Source organism: Pedobacter sp. (genome assembly GCF_965249885.1).
Lineage (GTDB): Bacteria > Bacteroidota > Bacteroidia > Sphingobacteriales > Sphingobacteriaceae > Pedobacter.
This window is the reverse complement of sequence record NZ_OZ252254.1, coordinates 2,285,148-2,301,628: the sequence shown is the minus strand read 5'-3', so window position 1 is coordinate 2,301,628 and position 16,481 is coordinate 2,285,148. Positions and strand designations below refer to the sequence as shown.

The following is a 16,481-nucleotide window of genomic DNA, read 5'->3' as shown; positions in this document are numbered from 1 at the left end:
AATATTGTTTATTGGTTATTTAAAAACCCCATATACGTTTTTCTGTCGATCATTTCCGCCCCTAAACTAAGCAGATGTTCATTTGGCAACTGGCAATCTATTAGTTTAAAATTTGTTTCTTGGCAAAGGAAAATCAAGGCAACTTTGGATGCATTGCTCACCGAACTAAACATGCTCTCTCCACAGAAAACTTCTCCAACTGCAACGCCATACAAACCACCCACGAGCTCGTTCTCTTTCCAAACCTCAAAACTATGCGCCCAACCTAATTGGTGTAAATTAATGTAAGCCTGTTGCATTTCGCCGGTAATCCAAGTACCCGCTTGATCTCTACGGGGTAAGTTTGCACATTTAGCGATCACCTGAGCAAAAGCTTTATCTACAGTAACCTTAAACCCTCCATTTTTGAGCACTTGTTTCATACTTTTACTCACTTTGATGCGCTCCGGATAAATTACACAGCGCTCATGTGGCGAGTACCAACAAATAGGATCATCATCGCTAAACCAAGGGAAAATACCATGATGATACGCCAAGATCAAACGTTCTGGACTTAGATCTCCACCAATAGCTAACAAACCATCATCGTCGGCTAAATCAGGATTAGGAAAAACGATTTCATCTTCAGGTAAACTAAAAACCATATTCAAAAATACGGAACAGATCTTTAGACTACTTCAAATTACTGCGTTTTAAAACGTAAAATTTAAGAATAGTATCATCGCGATAAGTCACCGCATAAGCAGTTAACAGTTCATAACCAAATTCGGTCATCTTGTTTATAAAGTCAAGTGCAGAATTGAACTCCATGTTCTTCCCATTTTCGTCCTTTACAAGAGACGCTTGTCTATCATTGACTACTTTTTGGCCGTACTCTAGTTGCACTAGTACTTTACTTCCAAATTCTTGTTTAAAGGCACGAAGCTCCAAAAATGGTTCTTTTAACTCAGATAACTTAACTCCATTGATGGTTTGCGCACTAACTCGAGGGCACGCAAAAAATGCGATAATCGCAATAGTAAAAAGGATTGTTTTCATTAATTAAAGTTTTATTTGTGTGTAAAAAACTCTAACATTAACAATGCCAATTATTAAAAGTTAACCAATTAAGTTGTTAAAGCTGGTTAAATATCATCAACAGCGTTTCATTTTGGTACAGATATAGCTTGCCACCCGACACTTTTCCTGCCGTTACCTTCTCCAAATCTGCATAATATTTATTCTCTGCATCCGCCACAGCATCGCAATACATTTTAGTGCCAAAAATCTTGCTGAAGCGTATGGCATTTCCATTAATCACGGCGTTGCCCCCGTAGGTATTACAAAAAGATTTTCCTCCAATTTTACTTGCACCGGTAATATTCAATGTGGCCTTTGCCTTATTAGGCAAGGTTTTGCCGGGCCACTCGCTTAGTTCCCATTTGGTATCTTGTTGCTTAATTAACCGTAAATCCTTTGTACAAGCTTGCATTGCAATCGTCGCAAACAGTATTATTATCAAATTTTTCATGTTTGTTTAGTTTAAATTTCAATGTTAGTTGATCAATCCAATCTGTTTCGAATGAGCAATTGCGTCTTCACTATGCACAAAAAAGCAAGTGCTAATGTTCATCTGCTCTAATTTATTCAATATTTTTTTAGTTTCTAAATATTTAGATTTTCTGACCTCTCTAATGTAAACAGCTTGTACATTCTTTCCGTATTTCTGGCAAATTTTCAAATAAATCTCTGGATCTTTTTGTGAGTTATCTCCTAAAAAAACAAACTTCTGATTCGGGAATGCGTCAATAATCCTCATAATTCTTAGCAATTTCCCTTCATGTCCAGTTTTGCCAGTTTTCAACAAATCTTTCCAGGTTTTTAATTGATTAAGTAAAAAAGATCCTTCGGGAAATCCATTAAAACTAAAGGTTTCTAGCAAGTAATCGTATAAATTCCACTCGCTACTAGAAACATAGAAAAAAGGATTGGGCTGCTGCTCGCTGGTATGCGCCAAAGCAAGCTGTTCGTAATGATATCTTGTTGATTGAAAAGTTTTTCTGGTACGAGGATTACGCAACAACAGTTCTCTCAAACGCTTAGCTATGGTTTTAGAGTGCGACACCATTACCGTATCATCTATGTCCGATACAAAAGCATATTGCGTAATATGTGGCACGTACAACTCTCCATTGCTACGGGCCATTTCATTTCCAGTTTCGTCCAAAGCCAACACCTCTACTTGATGCCAACCCGCCGCTACGTTATCATTTGCTTCCCACTCTAACTTAAAAAATCCATCGGCGGCTGTTTTCGATTTCACCCGCTGCCCGTAAAAGTTTAGCTCAACAGTAACGTATGGATAAGGCTTAAGTACAAACAGTTTAATTACGTGCTTTAAATTAGTCCAAAAACTTTTACTAAACCGCTGCTCGGTTTTAGCCTTGTACCTAAACACATGGCCATAAATAACCAAATTATGTGTATGACCATAGCCGCGATAAACTTTTATTTGAGCTGTAATTTTCGACATATTTATTTAAAACAGACTTAAGGTATTGTTGTTTTATATGATATTAATAATATGACCTATAAAAACAGCAAACTCCGCCTTTTATTCATTGTGAATCAGGGCTCTGGAAATAAGGACAACAGCCTTAGCGAACAGATTATCAACCACTTTAGTCAAAGCGAAATTGGCATCGAAATTTTTGAACTGCCTCGCAGCTGCAAAACTGACGACGTGAAGAAAGCGATTGAAAAATCTAATGCAGATCGTGTAATAGCAGTTGGCGGAGATGGCACCTTAAAATTAGTAGCAGAGTGCCTACTTGATAGTGACACACCAATAGGAATTATTCCGGCGGGGTCGGCTAACGGAATGGCGAAAGAACTGGGCATACCAGTTGATATTGAAGAAGCATTGGATATTGCCGCCAGTGGCATTACAAAAAAAATTCACGCAACTTTGGTTAACGGCCAACTTTGTGTGCACCTATCCGACATCGGGTTTAACGCTTATTTAGTTAAAAAATTTGATGAATTGCCTAGTCGAGGAATGTGGACTTATGCCAAATCAGCATGGCATGCCTTTTGGAACCACAAAAAAATGATGGTTCAATTTAAGGTGGATAACAGACAGATCAAAACTGAAGCGGCAATGGTAGTGATTGCAAATGCTACTAAATATGGCACTGGCTTCCAGATTAATCCAAATGGTAGGTTGGACGACGATGTTTTCGAAATTATACTCATTAAGGAATATGCCGTAATGGAAATCCTAAAAATTTGGCTTAGCAAAGCGCCATGGAACCCCAAAAAGATTGAAAGTTTCCAGGTTACAGACGTAACCATTAGCACCAAGCAAAAGGCGCATTTTCAAGTAGATGGCGAATACTTAGGAAAAATCAATAAAATAGAAGCAAAGATATTGCCTAGCTGTTTAACGGTCGTGGTTCCTGAATCAAATAGTGCGCCCTAATGGTAAGGTACAACCGCATAAACTCACCAACGTAACAAACCTTCAGCAAAATAGGAAACCACTTATCATCGTAATTTCCAAGCGCTTCTGGCAATAAGGTAATAAAGCCTAAGCTAAGTACCCAAAGATATAGCCTAAATGGGAACTGGATATAGTAACTAATAAAACCGTATTTCTTCGCCAACGACAAGCCTAAAGCGCCTATAATTACCAGCCCAAAAACTGGAAACATCAAAATGGCTTGTATTTTTTCAGACCGCACCGTAAACTTATCGAAGTTATTGCTAATATCCCACAACTGCATAGTCATGAAAATGATGGTTAGCACGTCTAAAAAGGCAAAAACACGGAGAAGAATACGCATATTTTATTTACAATATTTGGCAAGCAGTTTGTCCGCTTTTGTTGAGCCCATATATTTTACAAACTTAAAATCTTCGCATGCACTTTGCAAATCGCCCTGACTAATCTTTCGCTCACCCACTCTAATTCTTCTATTCAGGTAATCATCATCAATTCCGAGTTCGTTTTTTAATGTAATGACTTTATCTTCTGTAATGAAATTTTCAATCCCCTTTTCTATATTCCTATAAAAATTGGCAATCTTACTTATCGAAGCCATCTCATCCGCATAATTCTTAATTGCCAAGCCCATACTCGCTGGGTTCATCACTTCACAACCATAATCCTTCAAAGTAAATTTCATTGGCGAGCGAACAAGAAAAGTGGTATCATAATTAGTCGGCACAATCCATTTGCCGCTAGTCAGTTTAATTAAACGCAAAGCTTCGGCATCTAAATCTGCTCCAACTCCCCTAGCAACGGTAGCGTACGTCACTTTGCCTTCTTTATTGATTTTGAAAGCCACTTCGATTGTTCCCTGAATACAGTTATCCAGTGCATACAAAGGATAAATGGTATTTGCTGAAACGAAATTTTCCAACCCATTTTTTATTGTTGGCCGCTGCTGCGCTTGCAACTGCAAACCGCACATTATTAACAAAATAAAAATCCACCTGCTCATGATTAAATTTAATAAATAATCACTGAAAACCGAAGCTTGTACCGTCAATATTACCTTACAAGTATTTTTTCGAAAAGCAGTTCCGGTAATTCTTTTGCTAGTGAGGCCCCGTTTTACGCTTTACTTCGTGTTCGCTTCAACCGGGTTTATTTAACAAAAAACATTGCTGCTATTTGCGATAATAAAGCAAGATTGACAATGCTGAACACCACCTACCCTTTAAAAACGTAGCTGTAGTTGTAAATGAAATGAGATAGGGCACCGAGATTCACGAATACGTGCCAAAGCTCGTGGCTATGCAAATATTTATGCAGAGGTTTATCTTTAGCATAGTAATACGTACCTCCAATATAAAAAACGCCTCCCAGTAAAAGCCAAGCTAAACCCGCCAAAGGTACTTGCTCCACCATTTTCGCCATAAATGGAATAATTAGACATCCCATAGCGATATACAATCCAGTAGAAAGATTTCCTTTCTTAAGTCTATTGAAAATTTTAAGTAGACATCCTAATATCGCAATAAGCCACACCAAGCCAAATAGCAACCAACGCACCCAACCATCAAAAATGAGCAGCGCAGTTGGCGTAAATGACCCAGCAATCATCAAATAAATGCAACAATGATCAAATTTTTGCCAAAACCTAATGCCGTATTCGGTTTTAGGAACGCTATGATAGATGGCACTAACGCTAAATAATACAAAAATGCCTAGGCCATAAACTATTGCGGCTGTTTTTTCAAATGATGTAAAAGATCTTTGAAGCAGAAAATACGTTGCCGGTAAGGACAATAATGCAGGTAAAACATGCGTAGCAAAATTTCCAGGTTCACGGATATACTTATTCATTTCTTATTTAAAAAGCACAACTGATACTTTTACCTTATTCAAAATGTTTAAAAAGTGTTTTAGTCTTCCGTTTCTGCGCTATCGCTATCTTTCCGCTCCTTAGCTATTTTGTCAAAAATTTGGTCCATACGCTCCACATATTCGTTGGTATCATCAACGAAAAAAGTCAACGTCGGCACTACCCTAGCCTGATGTCGAATACGCGAACCCAATTTATATCTAATTTCGCCAGCGTGCGAATTAACTGTAGCTACCGATAAACCAGTGTTATTTGTATTAAAAAAACTAAGGTACACCTTTGCCACCGCCAAATCAGGCGATACACGAACCTTAGTAATTGTTACCAATGTATTTGGCAAGTAAGCAGCGCCCTCACGCTGAAAAATTGCTGCCAATTCTTCCTGTAATAATCCTGCAAACTTCTTTTGTCTGTTACTTTCCATATCTTAAAAATTACCAAATTTCAATATTCAATGACCAATTGCACTCTAATCACAATATTCAATCATCAAGTGCTATCAACCTTACTTCAAAAAGCTATTAAAGCTATCAAGCATTAAATTCAAAACGTAAAAGTAGTTATATTTAGTTAATGACCAATAATTCAAACTTCGACTTAGAACAGAGGACTTTTATTTTTGCAAAAGCTGTTAGAAGCTACTGTAAAAAGGTTTCCCCGAATATCGCAAATATTCAAGACATCAAACAAGTCACGCGGTCTTCTGGTTCTGTTGCTGCAAATTATATCGAAGCTAACGAAAGCTTAAGCAAGGCAGATTTTGTATTCAGAATAAAAATTTGCCGAAAAGAAGCAAAAGAAACTAAACTTTGGCTAAATCTTATTGACATTCAGGACAAGCCTGAGCTAAACGAAACAAAAAACAAACTAATTGACGAAGCTCAACAACTTACATTAATATTCAATTCAATAGTCAAAAAATCAAGCTAAATAATAATACGTTCATGTCTGGCCCCATTGATTATTAGTACAGACTAACTATTGAATATTGGCTCTTGATTATTAGTAATTGGTTATTGATTATTGGTTATTGATTATTGGTCATTGATTATTGGTCATTGTTTTATTAATATCAATAAAGCAGCTTGTCATAAGGATATCGTGTAGTATGAATTTCCTTCACTTTATCGTATAACAAGTTTCTAAACTCTTCTAAGTTTTCCTTTTGTGTAGCCGAAATAAAAATTGCCGGAGCATTATTGTGCGCCATCCAAGTCTTTTGAAAATCTGCTAATGTGAGCGGCTCCTGCTGTTCTTCAACATCCACTAAGTTATCCTGCTCTGGAGCTACGTAAGCATCTATTTTATTAAAAACCATGATGGTTTCTTTATCTCTAGCACCCAAATCCTTTAAGGTTTCATTTACGGTATGTATCTGATCTTCAAAATTAGGATGCGAAATGTCTACTACATGCACCAATATATCAGCTTCACGCACCTCATCTAATGTTGATTTAAAACACTCTACCAAATGGTGAGGCAATTTGCGAATAAAACCCACAGTATCCGAAAGTAAGAACGGTAAATTTTCAATCACCACTTTCCTCACCGTAGTATCCAGCGTGGCAAACAACTTGTTCTCTGCAAAAACCTCCGATTTAGAAAGCATGTTCATGATGGTTGATTTACCCACATTGGTATACCCTACCAAAGCTACACGAATGAGTTGACCACGATTTTTTCGCTGTGTTTCGTTCTGTCTATCGATTAATTTCAAGCGTTCCTTAAGCAAGGTAATTTTTTCCAAAATCATCCTTCTATCACTTTCAATCTGGCTTTCACCAGGTCCACGCATACCAATACCACCTTTCTGACGCTCCAAGTGGGTCCACATACGGGTTAAGCGAGGCAGCAAATATTGTAATTGCGCTAACTCTACCTGCGTTTTGGCTTGTGCCGTTTGCGCTCTACCTGCAAAAATATCAAGTATCAGGTTACTTCTGTCTAAAATTTTAACTTTTAGCTCCTTTTCGATATTACGCAATTGCGATGGCGAAAGTTCATCATCGAACACCACCAAATCAATTTCTTCTGCTTTGATATACGTCTGTATTTCCTCTAACTTTCCTGTACCCACAAACGTAGCACGATCTGGCTTCTGCATGCGTTGCGTGAAAGTTTTTTCCACTACACCGCCCGCTGTATTTACCAAAAATGCTAACTCGTCCAAATACTCCTTGGTTTGCTCAGCTTTTTCGCCTGGCAAAGCCACCCCTACTAAAACCGCCCTCTCTTGTTTGGGCGCTGTATCATAAAATTTCTGTTTTCCCATTAATTACTACAAAGATACAAACCGATTTACGAAATACGGTTTTTAGATTTATGATTTGATTGATAAATATATAACACGGCAAAATGGAGTATGTTTTATTGATGTTTTGCCACAGATGCACAGATTTTTATTATGAATTGGGGAATGTGCATCTGTGGCTGATTAACATTGGCAAAGACAAATTATAGAGCTACTTGCCGGGGAAATACGACGTTGCCAATAACCACCAAACTTTCGACAATAAACCTTATTGCAGCGGAAATACTTTTTGTTTGTGTCATCCTGAGCTTGTCGAAGGATTTTATGTTAGTCAGCAGATATTTCGACAAGCTCAGGATGACAACTATGAATAGCAGTGCCAACAAAAAGATTGCAGCGAAAAAAAGGGCTGAAGTTGTGAAGATATTGAAGCTTTGTTTTCCAAATCAATTTAATTAGGCTATTTTTAGCCTCCTTAAAAATTTGGTTATGCACAATCATCTGCAACATATTGCTACTACACTAAACATCAATAGCAAACAAGTTAATGCCACACTAACACTATTAGAGGAAGGTGCAACAGTGCCTTTTATTTCGAGGTATAGAAAAGAAATTACTGGCAGTTTAGACGAGGTGCAAATTACGGCAATTAGAGATTTGGCGCAGCAGTTAAAAGAACTGGACAAGCGTAAGGAAGCTGTTTTAAAATCGATATTGGAGCAGGGCAAGCTGACTCCAGAACTAGAAAAGAAAATTCAACTAGCGGAAACACTTACGATTTTAGAAGATATTTACCTTCCGTACAAACAGAAACGTAAAACGAGGGCATCGGTAGCTAGAGAAAAAGGATTGGAACCTTTGGCTTTACGAATTTTGGCACAAAGCATAATTGATGTGGAGGATGAAGCCGCTGCGTATATTGACAATGAGAAGGGTGTAAAAGATATACAGGATGCCTTAGCTGGCGCCAGAGATATTGTTGCTGAAATTATCAACGAAGATGCCGAAGCAAGGGCTAAAATGCGCCGATATTTTGAGCAAAAAGCTACTTACAAGAGTGTAGTTGCAAAAGGTAAAGAAACGGAAGCGATCAAATATAAAGACTATTTTGAATGGGAAGAAAGCGCTAAAAATGCGCCTTCGCACCGTATTTTGGCCATGTTACGTGGCGAAGAAGAAGGTTTGTTAAAATTAGATGTGCTGCCGCCGGATGAGGAGGCCATTCAATTATTGGAAAAGCAGTTTGTTACCGGCAACAATAGTGCAAGCAAGCAGGTGGAACTGGCCATTTACGATAGTTATAAGCGTTTGCTACGTCCATCAATGGAAACCGAATTGCGAGCTACCATTAAACAAAAAGCGGACGAAGAGGCGATTAGGGTATTTGCCGCTAACGCCCGCCAGTTATTAATGGCCGCACCTTTGGGACAAAAAAATGTAATGGCCGTTGACCCAGGTTTTAGGACAGGCTGCAAAACGGTTTGCTTGGATAGACAGGGCAATTTGCTGGAAAATACTACCATTTACCCACACACAGGACAAGGCAATGTGAAGGATGCCGAATGGAAAATTACCCAGCTTTGCGAAAAACACGATATTGAAGCCATTGCTATTGGCAACGGAACAGCCGGCAGAGAAACTGAAACCTTTATTAGAGGGTTAAAACTTGCTGATGTAACTATTGTGATGGTGAACGAAAGCGGTGCTTCAATTTATTCGGCATCACCTTTGGCACGGGAAGAATTTCCAGACCATGATGTTACGGTGCGTGGGGCAGTTTCTATTGGTAGGAGATTAATGGATCCATTGGCAGAACTTGTAAAAATTGATCCGAAATCCATTGGGGTTGGTCAGTACCAACATGATGTTGATCAGAGCAAACTACAACAAAGCTTAGATGATACGGTGATGAGTTGCGTAAATGCTGTTGGCGTTGAACTAAATACGGCTTCTAAGCAATTATTGGCTTATGTATCTGGCTTGGGCGATAGCTTAGCGCAAAACATTGTAAACTACCGCAGCAAAAATGGTGCATTTAAAAACAGGGAAAGTTTAAAGAAAGTGCCACGCTTAGGCGATAAGGCTTTTGAACAGGCAGCTGGTTTTTTGAGGATACGCAATGCCGAACAACCTTTGGACAGCAGCGGCGTACACCCTGAACGCTATCAATTGGTGAATAAAATGGCTAAAGATTTGGGTGTTTCAGTAGCTGAACTTATTAAAAATACGGAACTACAAAAGCGAATTAACCTACAGAACTACGTAAGTGCAGAAGTGGGTTTGCCTACCTTGCAGGATATTTTAAAAGAATTGGCAAAACCTGGCCGCGACCCTCGTGAGCAATTCGAAGCTTTTAGTTTTGCCGACGGAGTAAATAGTATCGAAGACCTTAAAAAAGGCATGAAATTGAAGGGGATTGTAACCAATATCACAAATTTTGGCGCCTTTGTGGATATTGGTGTGCATCAGGATGGTTTAGTACATACCAGTCAGCTGGCCAACCGTTTTGTAGCCAATCCAAATGAGGTGGTGAAGGTGAGCCAAGTGGTTCAAGTTACCGTTACCGATGTTGATGTGGAACGTAAGCGCATTTCTTTATCGATGAAGGAAGATAGTCCGAAAGAGGGGAAGCCGGGAAATCAGAAAGGCAATTGGAATAAGACTGAAGGGCAGAAACGCAATGAGCAACCTCGGAAATCGTTCAATCAGCAGCAACCCAAAAAACAAAAGGAAGCGGATGGTGATTTACAGGAAAAGTTGGCGAAGCTGAAAGGGATGTTTAAGTAAGGTGAGCTAAGTTGGCGTCTTTGCGAGACCACTTTTCCTGCTTCGATAGTTTGGAAAGCAATCCTACAACTTATTGCCGGGAACAATTTAAACGCTTTAAGATTGCTTCGTACCTGGCAATGACGGCCATTTTTCAATCAATGCAACAATTATAAACTAATTATCTTCTATAATCCACGTTTAGTAGTGAACCCGCTGTAGTCTACGAGGCTAACCTTTTATTTATTCTTTCCTATCAACTTTCTATATCTTCTCGACCAATTTTGAGCGGTACGTTTGCCCAAAATCCAATTGGCTAACTTTCCTAAAGTTGTGTAGTTATGATCAATCCACGAGCCGGCAAAATGATGTATGCAGTAGGTATTTGGCGTAATGTTCATCTTCAACGTTTTCCAGCTTTTAGGATAGAAATATTCGCTAGGGTAAATGGTGCAGTAGCCCGCTATTTTTTGAAAAGTGTTATTGGGAAGCACCTCTTTTTCTTCGCCTAAATGTGCTGTCATCAACTCGGTAATTGGATTGATGTCTAAACTTCCATCAGCTTTGTAAAAACTTTTGTCATCGTAAAAGGCTAATAAATTACTAATCCACTCGCCGTTTTTTACACTGCCAATTACACCTGCCGAAACTAATTGATCTTCAAATGCAGTAAACGCAATGTCGTTCAAAAACTCATCAGGCATGGTTTTAATAAACTCTACATCGGTGTCTAAATAAAGTCCACCCATTTTTTTAAGCACGTACAACCTACAAACATCGGCTACAAAAGCATACTTCTTTTCTTTGTAGGCATCTAAAGCATACTGATAACTACTAATATCAAAATTATCTTCGTTCCACAACATGAGCTCATAATCAGGAAGGTATTTTTTCCAAGAAGCAACGCACCGTTGAACCAGCTCGGGCATCTCGCCCCTACCAAACCAGCAGTAGTGAATAATTTTAGGTATCATGAGCTTTAATTAATGTCTTTTATAGATGATGTTCTTAAAATGATTTCTTGTTACGATACTTCTGCGACAAAGCATTCGCAATTCTTTTACCTAGCAAAAAATTGGCCAACCTGCCTAATACACTTTGCTTTTTATGCAACCAAGAGCCAGCAAAATGATGTATACAGTAAGTGTTTGGTGTTTGTTTAATTTTTAATGTCTTCCAACTTTTTGGACAGAAATAATCGCTTGGAAAAATGGTGCAATAACCCTCCAACTCCTGAAAGGTGTTATTGATTTGTACATTCTTCCGGTTTTTCATGAACTCCGTGATGATTTCTGTATTCGGGTTTACGTCATGACTTCCGTCCTTCAAATAAAAACTTCGGTTATCATAGTATGGTAGTAAATCGTTGATCCATTTGCCATCTTTTTCGCTTCCCATAATTGCAGATGAAAGCAAAAGGTTATCTTCAAAACCTGTAAAAGCATTTTGTTGTAGCACTTTTTCATCTAAAGGTTTCAAAAATTCCACATCGGTATCCAAATAAATACCGCCCATATTTTTAAGTGCGTACAATCTACAAACATCTGCCACAAAAGCATATTTTTTTTCTTTGTAAGCTTCCGAAGCAAAGCGATACATGTTGACATCAAAATTATTTTCATTCCAAACCATGATTTCATAATCTGGAAGATACTTTCTCCAAGACTCTAAACATTTAAGTGCCAACTCGGGCATCTCTCCGTTTCCAAACCAACAATAATGTAAAATCTTAGGGATCATATTTTAATTTTTTGTCTTACTTTTTGAATGATATTGCTTCTGGTGCTGCTGTCGAAATTCATGAAGAATGTAACTATCAGTAATAAAGTTCCTATTAGCATACAGTTGAGTAAGAATAGCAACCAGTTAGTGACTTCAAACAAATGCAACTGTTTCCATCCATAACACAGGGCAATCAGTAACGAAAAGCCCGCCAATCCCCTCACAATTTTTTTAAAGAAATACCATCTATTTTCCTGCAAGCAATAAGCAGCATATAACGGCGTAAAAGTGAGATGACTAAACACGCCACTTACTAAAGCCCCAACCGGAATAGAGTACACACCAAGCGAACTGTATTTGCAAAATATGATGACTAGCACGAAGTTGAATATGGAAATAAAAATGCCCCAAAATGAAGCAACCCTAAGCTTGTTAGTGATCACAAATACATGGTATACCGTTTCAACTGTGCCATGCACAATAAATGGCACCAAGGTAATTACCGATAAAAGATGTAGCGCATGTGCATCTTGCGTTGGTAGCCAAAGCTTAAAAAAAACTTCGCCATATACAAAAAAAACGGATAGAGGAACCAGTACCACGAGAAAGATTGCCTTGAATGACAAATCCAAGGTTTTTTTTAACTTACCCATGTCGTTGTTAGCGTAGGCCTTTAACATTTCGGGCAAAAATATAGGTACAATAATCCCTAAAAGGATGTAAATGGCATTGGGGATAAACTTTGTTAAAGAGAGAAAGCCCATGCCAGAAGCACCAAAAAAGTGGTTAGCAATTAGCAAATCTAGCTGTGTATTCACCACGTTTGCCATGGCCATTACGGAGTTCCAAATTCCTGAGCCAACAATAACGTAAAGCGCACTTTTGGAGAAAAAAGACCAATCAATTTGCACTTCGGGCAGTAATTTTTTTGTGAGCCGATAATTGGCAATGAACATGTAAAATGCCGTAGCTGCAGTGGTTACACCCAAAAAGTATATCCTTGGCGTAAAGAAATAGAAAAGCAAAATGATAGCGCCTAACTTTAATACATTGGATATGATATTAATGAAAGCTAACCTATCAAAGCGATTGAGCGCAAAAGCGGTTACCTGAAAAACAGCCGAAGAAACATTGATCACCAAACTAATGAAAATGAAGATAAACAACAATCTCACATCGTGGATTAAGTTAACAGGGATATCTAAAATTTTGTCGATAAATGCACAAAAAATACCGCTTACCACTAAAAACCCCAATGAAATGAGGATATTACCAAAAAGTACTGAGTTGAAATAAGTGTTAACTTCTTTGATATCCTTTTTTTCCAAGCTGATAGTGATGTACCTGCTCGACATGGAGTTGAGCGCCGTAGTAACGATTCCCGCATACATCACAAAGTTGTTGGAAAGCGGAAAGAATCCATAAGCTTCTTTACCCAGGTGCTCAACAATGTAAGGGGTTAAAAAAAATGAGATTCCAACTCCAGATATTGCACTAAAGAAGTTAGAAACCAAATTAACTACAAAACGTCTCTTATCCATAAAATTGAACACTAAAGTAAATGTTTTATTCGATTTATGTTTAAAACTTAATCCGATTCTTACATTTTATACCTAATTTGGTGATAAGATATTAGGATCAAAATACGACAAATTGAACCCACTAGTTACCATTATTACGCCTTGCTACAACTCCGCTGATTTTGTACCATTTACCATTAATTCGGTACTTGAACAAAGCTACACCAACTGGGAGTTAATTGTTATTGATGATAAATCCAGCGACGATACCTGCGCAGTAATTGACGCATATACCCAACAGCACAATAATATCAAACTGATTAAACTTGAAAAAAATGGTGGTGTTGCCAATGCCAGAAACGTTGGTTTAGCCGAAGCTAAGGGCAAATACATTGCATTTTTAGATAGCGACGATATTTGGCTGAAAGATAAGTTGGCCAAACAGGTTGCTTACATGGAGCAACGAAACCTGCCTATGACCTTTTGCGCCTACCACAGAATTGATGAAGCTGGTGCCGTTATTTCCGGAAAAATAGAGGTTCCAAATAGCGTAAACTATAAAAAACTTTTATCTCACAATGTGATTATATTTTCCACTTCACTTACCTTAAAAAGTGCTATAGGAAATACTAGGTTTAAGAAAGCAGGTCATGAAGATTGGATTTTTTGGCTCGATATTTTTAAAAAACCATTTAACGGATATGGCGTTAACGAAGTGTTGGTTGAATATCGGATCAGGAAAGGCTCCGTATCGTCCAATAAATTAAAAGTAATTGGCTTTACCTGGAAGATATTGAGAGAAAGTGAAAAACTAGGCTTTTTTGAATCGGCATATCATTTTGCTAAATATGCATTTGCTACAGTTTGGAAGCGATTAAAGTAAGTTTTTCAACTGGTTTATAAATTATTTATTACTTTTGATAGTATCATTTGATAGTATCAAAAAATGAACCCGCCATACGAAATCACTTCGAAGATATTGAAACTAGTAGCCAGTATTTCCCAGAAAGCTGGAGAGGTAAATGCTAAATACTTAGTTCAGCAAAATCCTAAGCTTCGAAAACAGAATCAAATTAAAACCATCCACTCCTCTTTAAGTATTGAAGGTAATACTTTATCAGAGCAGCAGGTTACCGCTATTATTGAAAACAAAAGAGTTGCGGGACCTGAAAAAGACATTAAAGAAGTGCTAAATGCACTCGAAGTGTATAAGTCGTTAAATAATTTCAATTACACCTCCGAAAAGGATTTTCTCAAAGCTCATCAACTATTGATGAATGGGCTAGTTGTTAAAGCAGGCATTTACCGAAAAGAAGGTGTTGGGATAGTTAAAGGAGCTAAATTGGAACATATAGCTCCTCCCTACGAGAACGTACCTTTTCTAATGAAAGACTTATTCGTTTATTTGAAAGATAAAACTGGGCTTACCCTGATAAAAAGTTGCGTTTTTCACTATGAGATGGAATTTATACACCCCTTTACGGATGGCAACGGACGTATGGGAAGATTATGGCAGACAGCCATCTTAATGAGTGAATACCCCTTGTTCGAATTTCTACCTTTTGAAACGCTGATTTCCAAAAATCAACACCAATACTACAATGCGCTTTCTACTTCGGATAAAGAGGGGAAATCAACCACATTTATTGAGTTTATGCTCGGTATCATCGACCTTTCACTAAACGATCTCCTTGAAACTTCATTCCGAAAACTTACTGAAACACAAAGAATCGAGTTTTTTATAGAAAAGCATACAGGTTCTTTTACTAGAAAACAGTATATGCAAAATTATCAGGATATTTCTACCGCTACTGCTAGCAGGGATTTAAAAAACGGAGTGGAAAAAGGTTTGATTGAAAAAGTTGGCGATAAAAAAAATACTGTCTATAAAAAACGCTAGTTCAGCTTTCTAAAGCTAAATTACCTTATTTCATACCCCAAATCCTTACTATTTTTATTGTGGGTATAGTTCCACCACAAGCCTTTCAATGTCCATTTTGCCAACTTACTTTCTCCTGCTAACAAATATTTTACCACCGCTTTGGGGCAGGCAACCAATGTAAAATACAAACTGAAAAATAAGGTGTTTAACCAGCCTGTGTTTTTACGAATAAACAACATCCGGTTACGGGTATTGAAATAAATTTTAAGAGGACTTGCCTTGCCTACGCTAATAGATTCCTTGTGATAAACATGGGTTTTTCCGGTGAACCAAATTTCTTTGCCTATTCTTTTGAACTTCTCGCACCAATCTAATTCTTCGTAGTACAGGAAATAAGTTTCGTCCATTAAACCTGCGTTTTGCAAATCGGCTTTCCTGCAAATTACCGCCGCACCATGGCAAAAGCCAGTTTCATAGCTTTTACCATCAAACTGGCCAACGTTTTTTTCGAACTGGCTAATATAGGCGTTTCTGGCTACCAAATAATTCATTGGCGTAAAACCTGCATACTGCACCAAATCAGGTTGGTCGAAATAAAGCAACAAAGGAGATAGCAAACCGATTTGAGCATTAGCCTCCAGCTCTGCAATGAGTGTTTGTATGCAACCTGCTGGTATCTCCGTATCGTTGTTTAACAAAAAAATATATTCGCCCTTAGCTTTTTGGATGCCCAAATTATTGCCGCCAGCAAATCCTAAATTTTCTTTGGATTGAATGTATTTGATATTTTCAAAATGGGGCTGAAAGATTAACTCCATGTTTTTATTGGCACCATTATCAACAATGACTACTTCAACCTCATTAGGGGAATAGGACTTTGCGATTGACTTCAATAAATCAATGGTGACAGCTGCTTGGTGAAAATTAACGGTGATAATTGAAGTTAATGCCATTTTGTGTTAAATAAGCTACAGATGTTATTGCATTTA

At 37.9% G+C, this 16,481-nt stretch carries 18 protein-coding genes; 5 read left to right on the top strand and 13 right to left on the bottom strand.

Annotated features, from left to right (window positions below):
- Positions 1 to 8: 8 nt before the first annotated feature.
- The 4 genes from aat to ACY2A0_RS09890 form a co-directional block, all read right to left on the bottom strand.
- A complete protein-coding gene (aat, locus tag ACY2A0_RS09905) occupies positions 9 to 644 on the bottom strand; it encodes a leucyl/phenylalanyl-tRNA--protein transferase (protein ID WP_461789294.1) in 636 nt (211 codons plus the stop codon).
- Between the two features lie 28 nt (positions 645 to 672).
- Positions 673 to 1,038 carry a hypothetical protein gene (locus ACY2A0_RS09900; protein WP_461789293.1) on the bottom strand — a complete coding sequence of 122 codons (366 nt, stop codon included), beginning with the start codon at positions 1,036 to 1,038 and terminating at the stop codon, positions 673 to 675.
- Positions 1,039 to 1,114: 76 nt separating this feature from the next.
- Positions 1,115 to 1,510 (bottom strand): META domain-containing protein, encoded by a 396-nt coding sequence (locus tag ACY2A0_RS09895; protein WP_461789292.1) that lies wholly within the window; start codon positions 1,508 to 1,510, stop codon positions 1,115 to 1,117.
- Between the two features lie 24 nt (positions 1,511 to 1,534).
- Positions 1,535 to 2,512 carry an App1 family protein gene (locus ACY2A0_RS09890; protein WP_461789291.1) on the bottom strand — a complete coding sequence of 326 codons (978 nt, stop codon included), beginning with the start codon at positions 2,510 to 2,512 and terminating at the stop codon, positions 1,535 to 1,537.
- A 51-nt stretch (positions 2,513 to 2,563) separates the two neighbouring features.
- Here ACY2A0_RS09890 and ACY2A0_RS09885 point away from each other — a divergent pair, with 51 nt between their 5' ends.
- Positions 2,564 to 3,460 (top strand): diacylglycerol/lipid kinase family protein, encoded by an 897-nt coding sequence (locus ACY2A0_RS09885; RefSeq protein WP_461789290.1) that lies wholly within the window; start codon positions 2,564 to 2,566, stop codon positions 3,458 to 3,460.
- Here ACY2A0_RS09885 and ACY2A0_RS09880 read toward each other — a convergent pair.
- The 4 genes from ACY2A0_RS09880 to rbfA form a co-directional block, all read right to left on the bottom strand.
- A complete protein-coding gene (locus ACY2A0_RS09880; RefSeq protein WP_461789289.1) occupies positions 3,414 to 3,824 on the bottom strand; it encodes a hypothetical protein in 411 nt (136 codons plus the stop codon). The genes ACY2A0_RS09885 and ACY2A0_RS09880 overlap by 47 nt on opposite strands.
- Positions 3,825 to 3,827: 3 nt before the next feature.
- A complete protein-coding gene (locus ACY2A0_RS09875) occupies positions 3,828 to 4,484 on the bottom strand; it encodes an energy transducer TonB family protein (RefSeq protein ID WP_461789288.1) in 657 nt (218 codons plus the stop codon).
- Between the two features lie 212 nt (positions 4,485 to 4,696).
- The gene (gene trhA, locus ACY2A0_RS09870) at positions 4,697 to 5,332 is read right to left on the bottom strand and encodes a PAQR family membrane homeostasis protein TrhA (RefSeq protein ID WP_461789287.1); all 636 of its coding nucleotides are present in this window, start codon (positions 5,330 to 5,332) and stop codon (positions 4,697 to 4,699) included.
- A 59-nt stretch (positions 5,333 to 5,391) separates the two neighbouring features.
- Positions 5,392 to 5,775, bottom strand: a complete 384-nt coding sequence (rbfA, locus tag ACY2A0_RS09865) for a 30S ribosome-binding factor RbfA (RefSeq protein WP_461789286.1) — start codon at positions 5,773 to 5,775, stop codon at positions 5,392 to 5,394.
- A gap of 149 nt (positions 5,776 to 5,924) precedes the next feature.
- Between rbfA and ACY2A0_RS09860 the strand changes: the two genes are divergently transcribed.
- A complete protein-coding gene (locus tag ACY2A0_RS09860; protein ID WP_113639381.1) occupies positions 5,925 to 6,281 on the top strand; it encodes a four helix bundle protein in 357 nt (118 codons plus the stop codon).
- A 142-nt stretch (positions 6,282 to 6,423) separates the two neighbouring features.
- Here ACY2A0_RS09860 and hflX read toward each other — a convergent pair whose 3' ends face one another.
- The gene (hflX, locus tag ACY2A0_RS09855) at positions 6,424 to 7,623 is read right to left on the bottom strand and encodes a GTPase HflX (RefSeq protein WP_461789285.1); all 1,200 of its coding nucleotides are present in this window, start codon (positions 7,621 to 7,623) and stop codon (positions 6,424 to 6,426) included.
- A 468-nt stretch (positions 7,624 to 8,091) separates the two neighbouring features.
- On the opposite strand from hflX, the gene ACY2A0_RS09850 reads away from it, so the two are divergent.
- Entirely contained in the window at positions 8,092 to 10,389 is a 2,298-nt protein-coding gene (locus tag ACY2A0_RS09850) for a Tex family protein (protein WP_461789284.1), read from the top strand.
- 218 nt (positions 10,390 to 10,607) lie between these two features.
- Here ACY2A0_RS09850 and ACY2A0_RS09845 read toward each other — a convergent pair whose 3' ends face one another.
- Genes ACY2A0_RS09845 through ACY2A0_RS09835 form a run of 3 tightly spaced genes read right to left on the bottom strand, consistent with a single transcriptional unit; the run spans position 10,608 to position 13,631 of the window.
- Complete coding sequence (locus ACY2A0_RS09845; RefSeq protein ID WP_461789283.1) at positions 10,608 to 11,342, bottom strand: glycosyltransferase family 32 protein; 735 nt, start codon at positions 11,340 to 11,342, stop codon at positions 10,608 to 10,610.
- Positions 11,343 to 11,376: 34 nt separating this feature from the next.
- Entirely contained in the window at positions 11,377 to 12,108 is a 732-nt protein-coding gene (locus ACY2A0_RS09840; protein WP_461789282.1) for a glycosyltransferase family 32 protein, read from the bottom strand.
- Positions 12,105 to 13,631, bottom strand: a complete 1,527-nt coding sequence (locus tag ACY2A0_RS09835; RefSeq protein ID WP_461789281.1) for a lipopolysaccharide biosynthesis protein — start codon at positions 13,629 to 13,631, stop codon at positions 12,105 to 12,107. The genes ACY2A0_RS09840 and ACY2A0_RS09835 overlap by 4 nt, the downstream gene beginning before the upstream one ends.
- A 112-nt stretch (positions 13,632 to 13,743) precedes the next feature.
- On the opposite strand from ACY2A0_RS09835, the gene ACY2A0_RS09830 reads away from it, so the two are divergent.
- Together ACY2A0_RS09830 and ACY2A0_RS09825 are read left to right on the top strand one after the other, a co-directional pair.
- Positions 13,744 to 14,493, top strand: a complete 750-nt coding sequence (locus tag ACY2A0_RS09830) for a glycosyltransferase family 2 protein (RefSeq protein WP_461789280.1) — start codon at positions 13,744 to 13,746, stop codon at positions 14,491 to 14,493.
- Between the two features lie 63 nt (positions 14,494 to 14,556).
- Positions 14,557 to 15,510, top strand: a complete 954-nt coding sequence (locus ACY2A0_RS09825) for a Fic family protein (protein ID WP_461791433.1) — start codon at positions 14,557 to 14,559, stop codon at positions 15,508 to 15,510.
- 20 nt (positions 15,511 to 15,530) lie between these two features.
- Here ACY2A0_RS09825 and ACY2A0_RS09820 read toward each other — a convergent pair whose 3' ends face one another.
- Positions 15,531 to 16,445 (bottom strand): glycosyltransferase family 2 protein, encoded by a 915-nt coding sequence (locus ACY2A0_RS09820; RefSeq protein WP_461789278.1) that lies wholly within the window; start codon positions 16,443 to 16,445, stop codon positions 15,531 to 15,533.
- Positions 16,446 to 16,481: the final 36 nt, after the last annotated feature.

Bases quoted from the DNA above. Each gene is read 5' to 3' on its own strand.
- ACY2A0_RS09885 (WP_461789290.1), top strand. From the start codon at position 2,564: ATGACCTATAAAAACAGCAAACTCCGCCTTTTATTCATTGTGAATCAG.
- ACY2A0_RS09890 (WP_461789291.1), bottom strand. From the start codon at position 2,512: ATGTCGAAAATTACAGCTCAAATAAAAGTTTATCGCGGCTATGGTCAT.
- trhA (WP_461789287.1), bottom strand. From the start codon at position 5,332: ATGAATAAGTATATCCGTGAACCTGGAAATTTTGCTACGCATGTTTTA.
- ACY2A0_RS09840 (WP_461789282.1), bottom strand. From the start codon at position 12,108: ATGATCCCTAAGATTTTACATTATTGTTGGTTTGGAAACGGAGAGATG.
- ACY2A0_RS09825 (WP_461791433.1), top strand. From the start codon at position 14,557: ATGAACCCGCCATACGAAATCACTTCGAAGATATTGAAACTAGTAGCC.
- aat (WP_461789294.1), bottom strand. From the start codon at position 644: ATGGTTTTTAGTTTACCTGAAGATGAAATCGTTTTTCCTAATCCTGAT.
- hflX (WP_461789285.1), bottom strand. From the start codon at position 7,623: ATGGGAAAACAGAAATTTTATGATACAGCGCCCAAACAAGAGAGGGCG.
- ACY2A0_RS09900 (WP_461789293.1), bottom strand. From the start codon at position 1,038: ATGAAAACAATCCTTTTTACTATTGCGATTATCGCATTTTTTGCGTGC.
- ACY2A0_RS09835 (WP_461789281.1), bottom strand. From the start codon at position 13,631: ATGGATAAGAGACGTTTTGTAGTTAATTTGGTTTCTAACTTCTTTAGT.
- rbfA (WP_461789286.1), bottom strand. From the start codon at position 5,775: ATGGAAAGTAACAGACAAAAGAAGTTTGCAGGATTATTACAGGAAGAA.
- ACY2A0_RS09860 (WP_113639381.1), top strand. From the start codon at position 5,925: ATGACCAATAATTCAAACTTCGACTTAGAACAGAGGACTTTTATTTTT.
- ACY2A0_RS09850 (WP_461789284.1), top strand. From the start codon at position 8,092: ATGCACAATCATCTGCAACATATTGCTACTACACTAAACATCAATAGC.
- ACY2A0_RS09820 (WP_461789278.1), bottom strand. From the start codon at position 16,445: ATGGCATTAACTTCAATTATCACCGTTAATTTTCACCAAGCAGCTGTC.
- ACY2A0_RS09875 (WP_461789288.1), bottom strand. From the start codon at position 4,484: ATGAGCAGGTGGATTTTTATTTTGTTAATAATGTGCGGTTTGCAGTTG.
- ACY2A0_RS09845 (WP_461789283.1), bottom strand. From the start codon at position 11,342: ATGATACCTAAAATTATTCACTACTGCTGGTTTGGTAGGGGCGAGATG.
- ACY2A0_RS09880 (WP_461789289.1), bottom strand. From the start codon at position 3,824: ATGCGTATTCTTCTCCGTGTTTTTGCCTTTTTAGACGTGCTAACCATC.
- ACY2A0_RS09895 (WP_461789292.1), bottom strand. From the start codon at position 1,510: ATGAAAAATTTGATAATAATACTGTTTGCGACGATTGCAATGCAAGCT.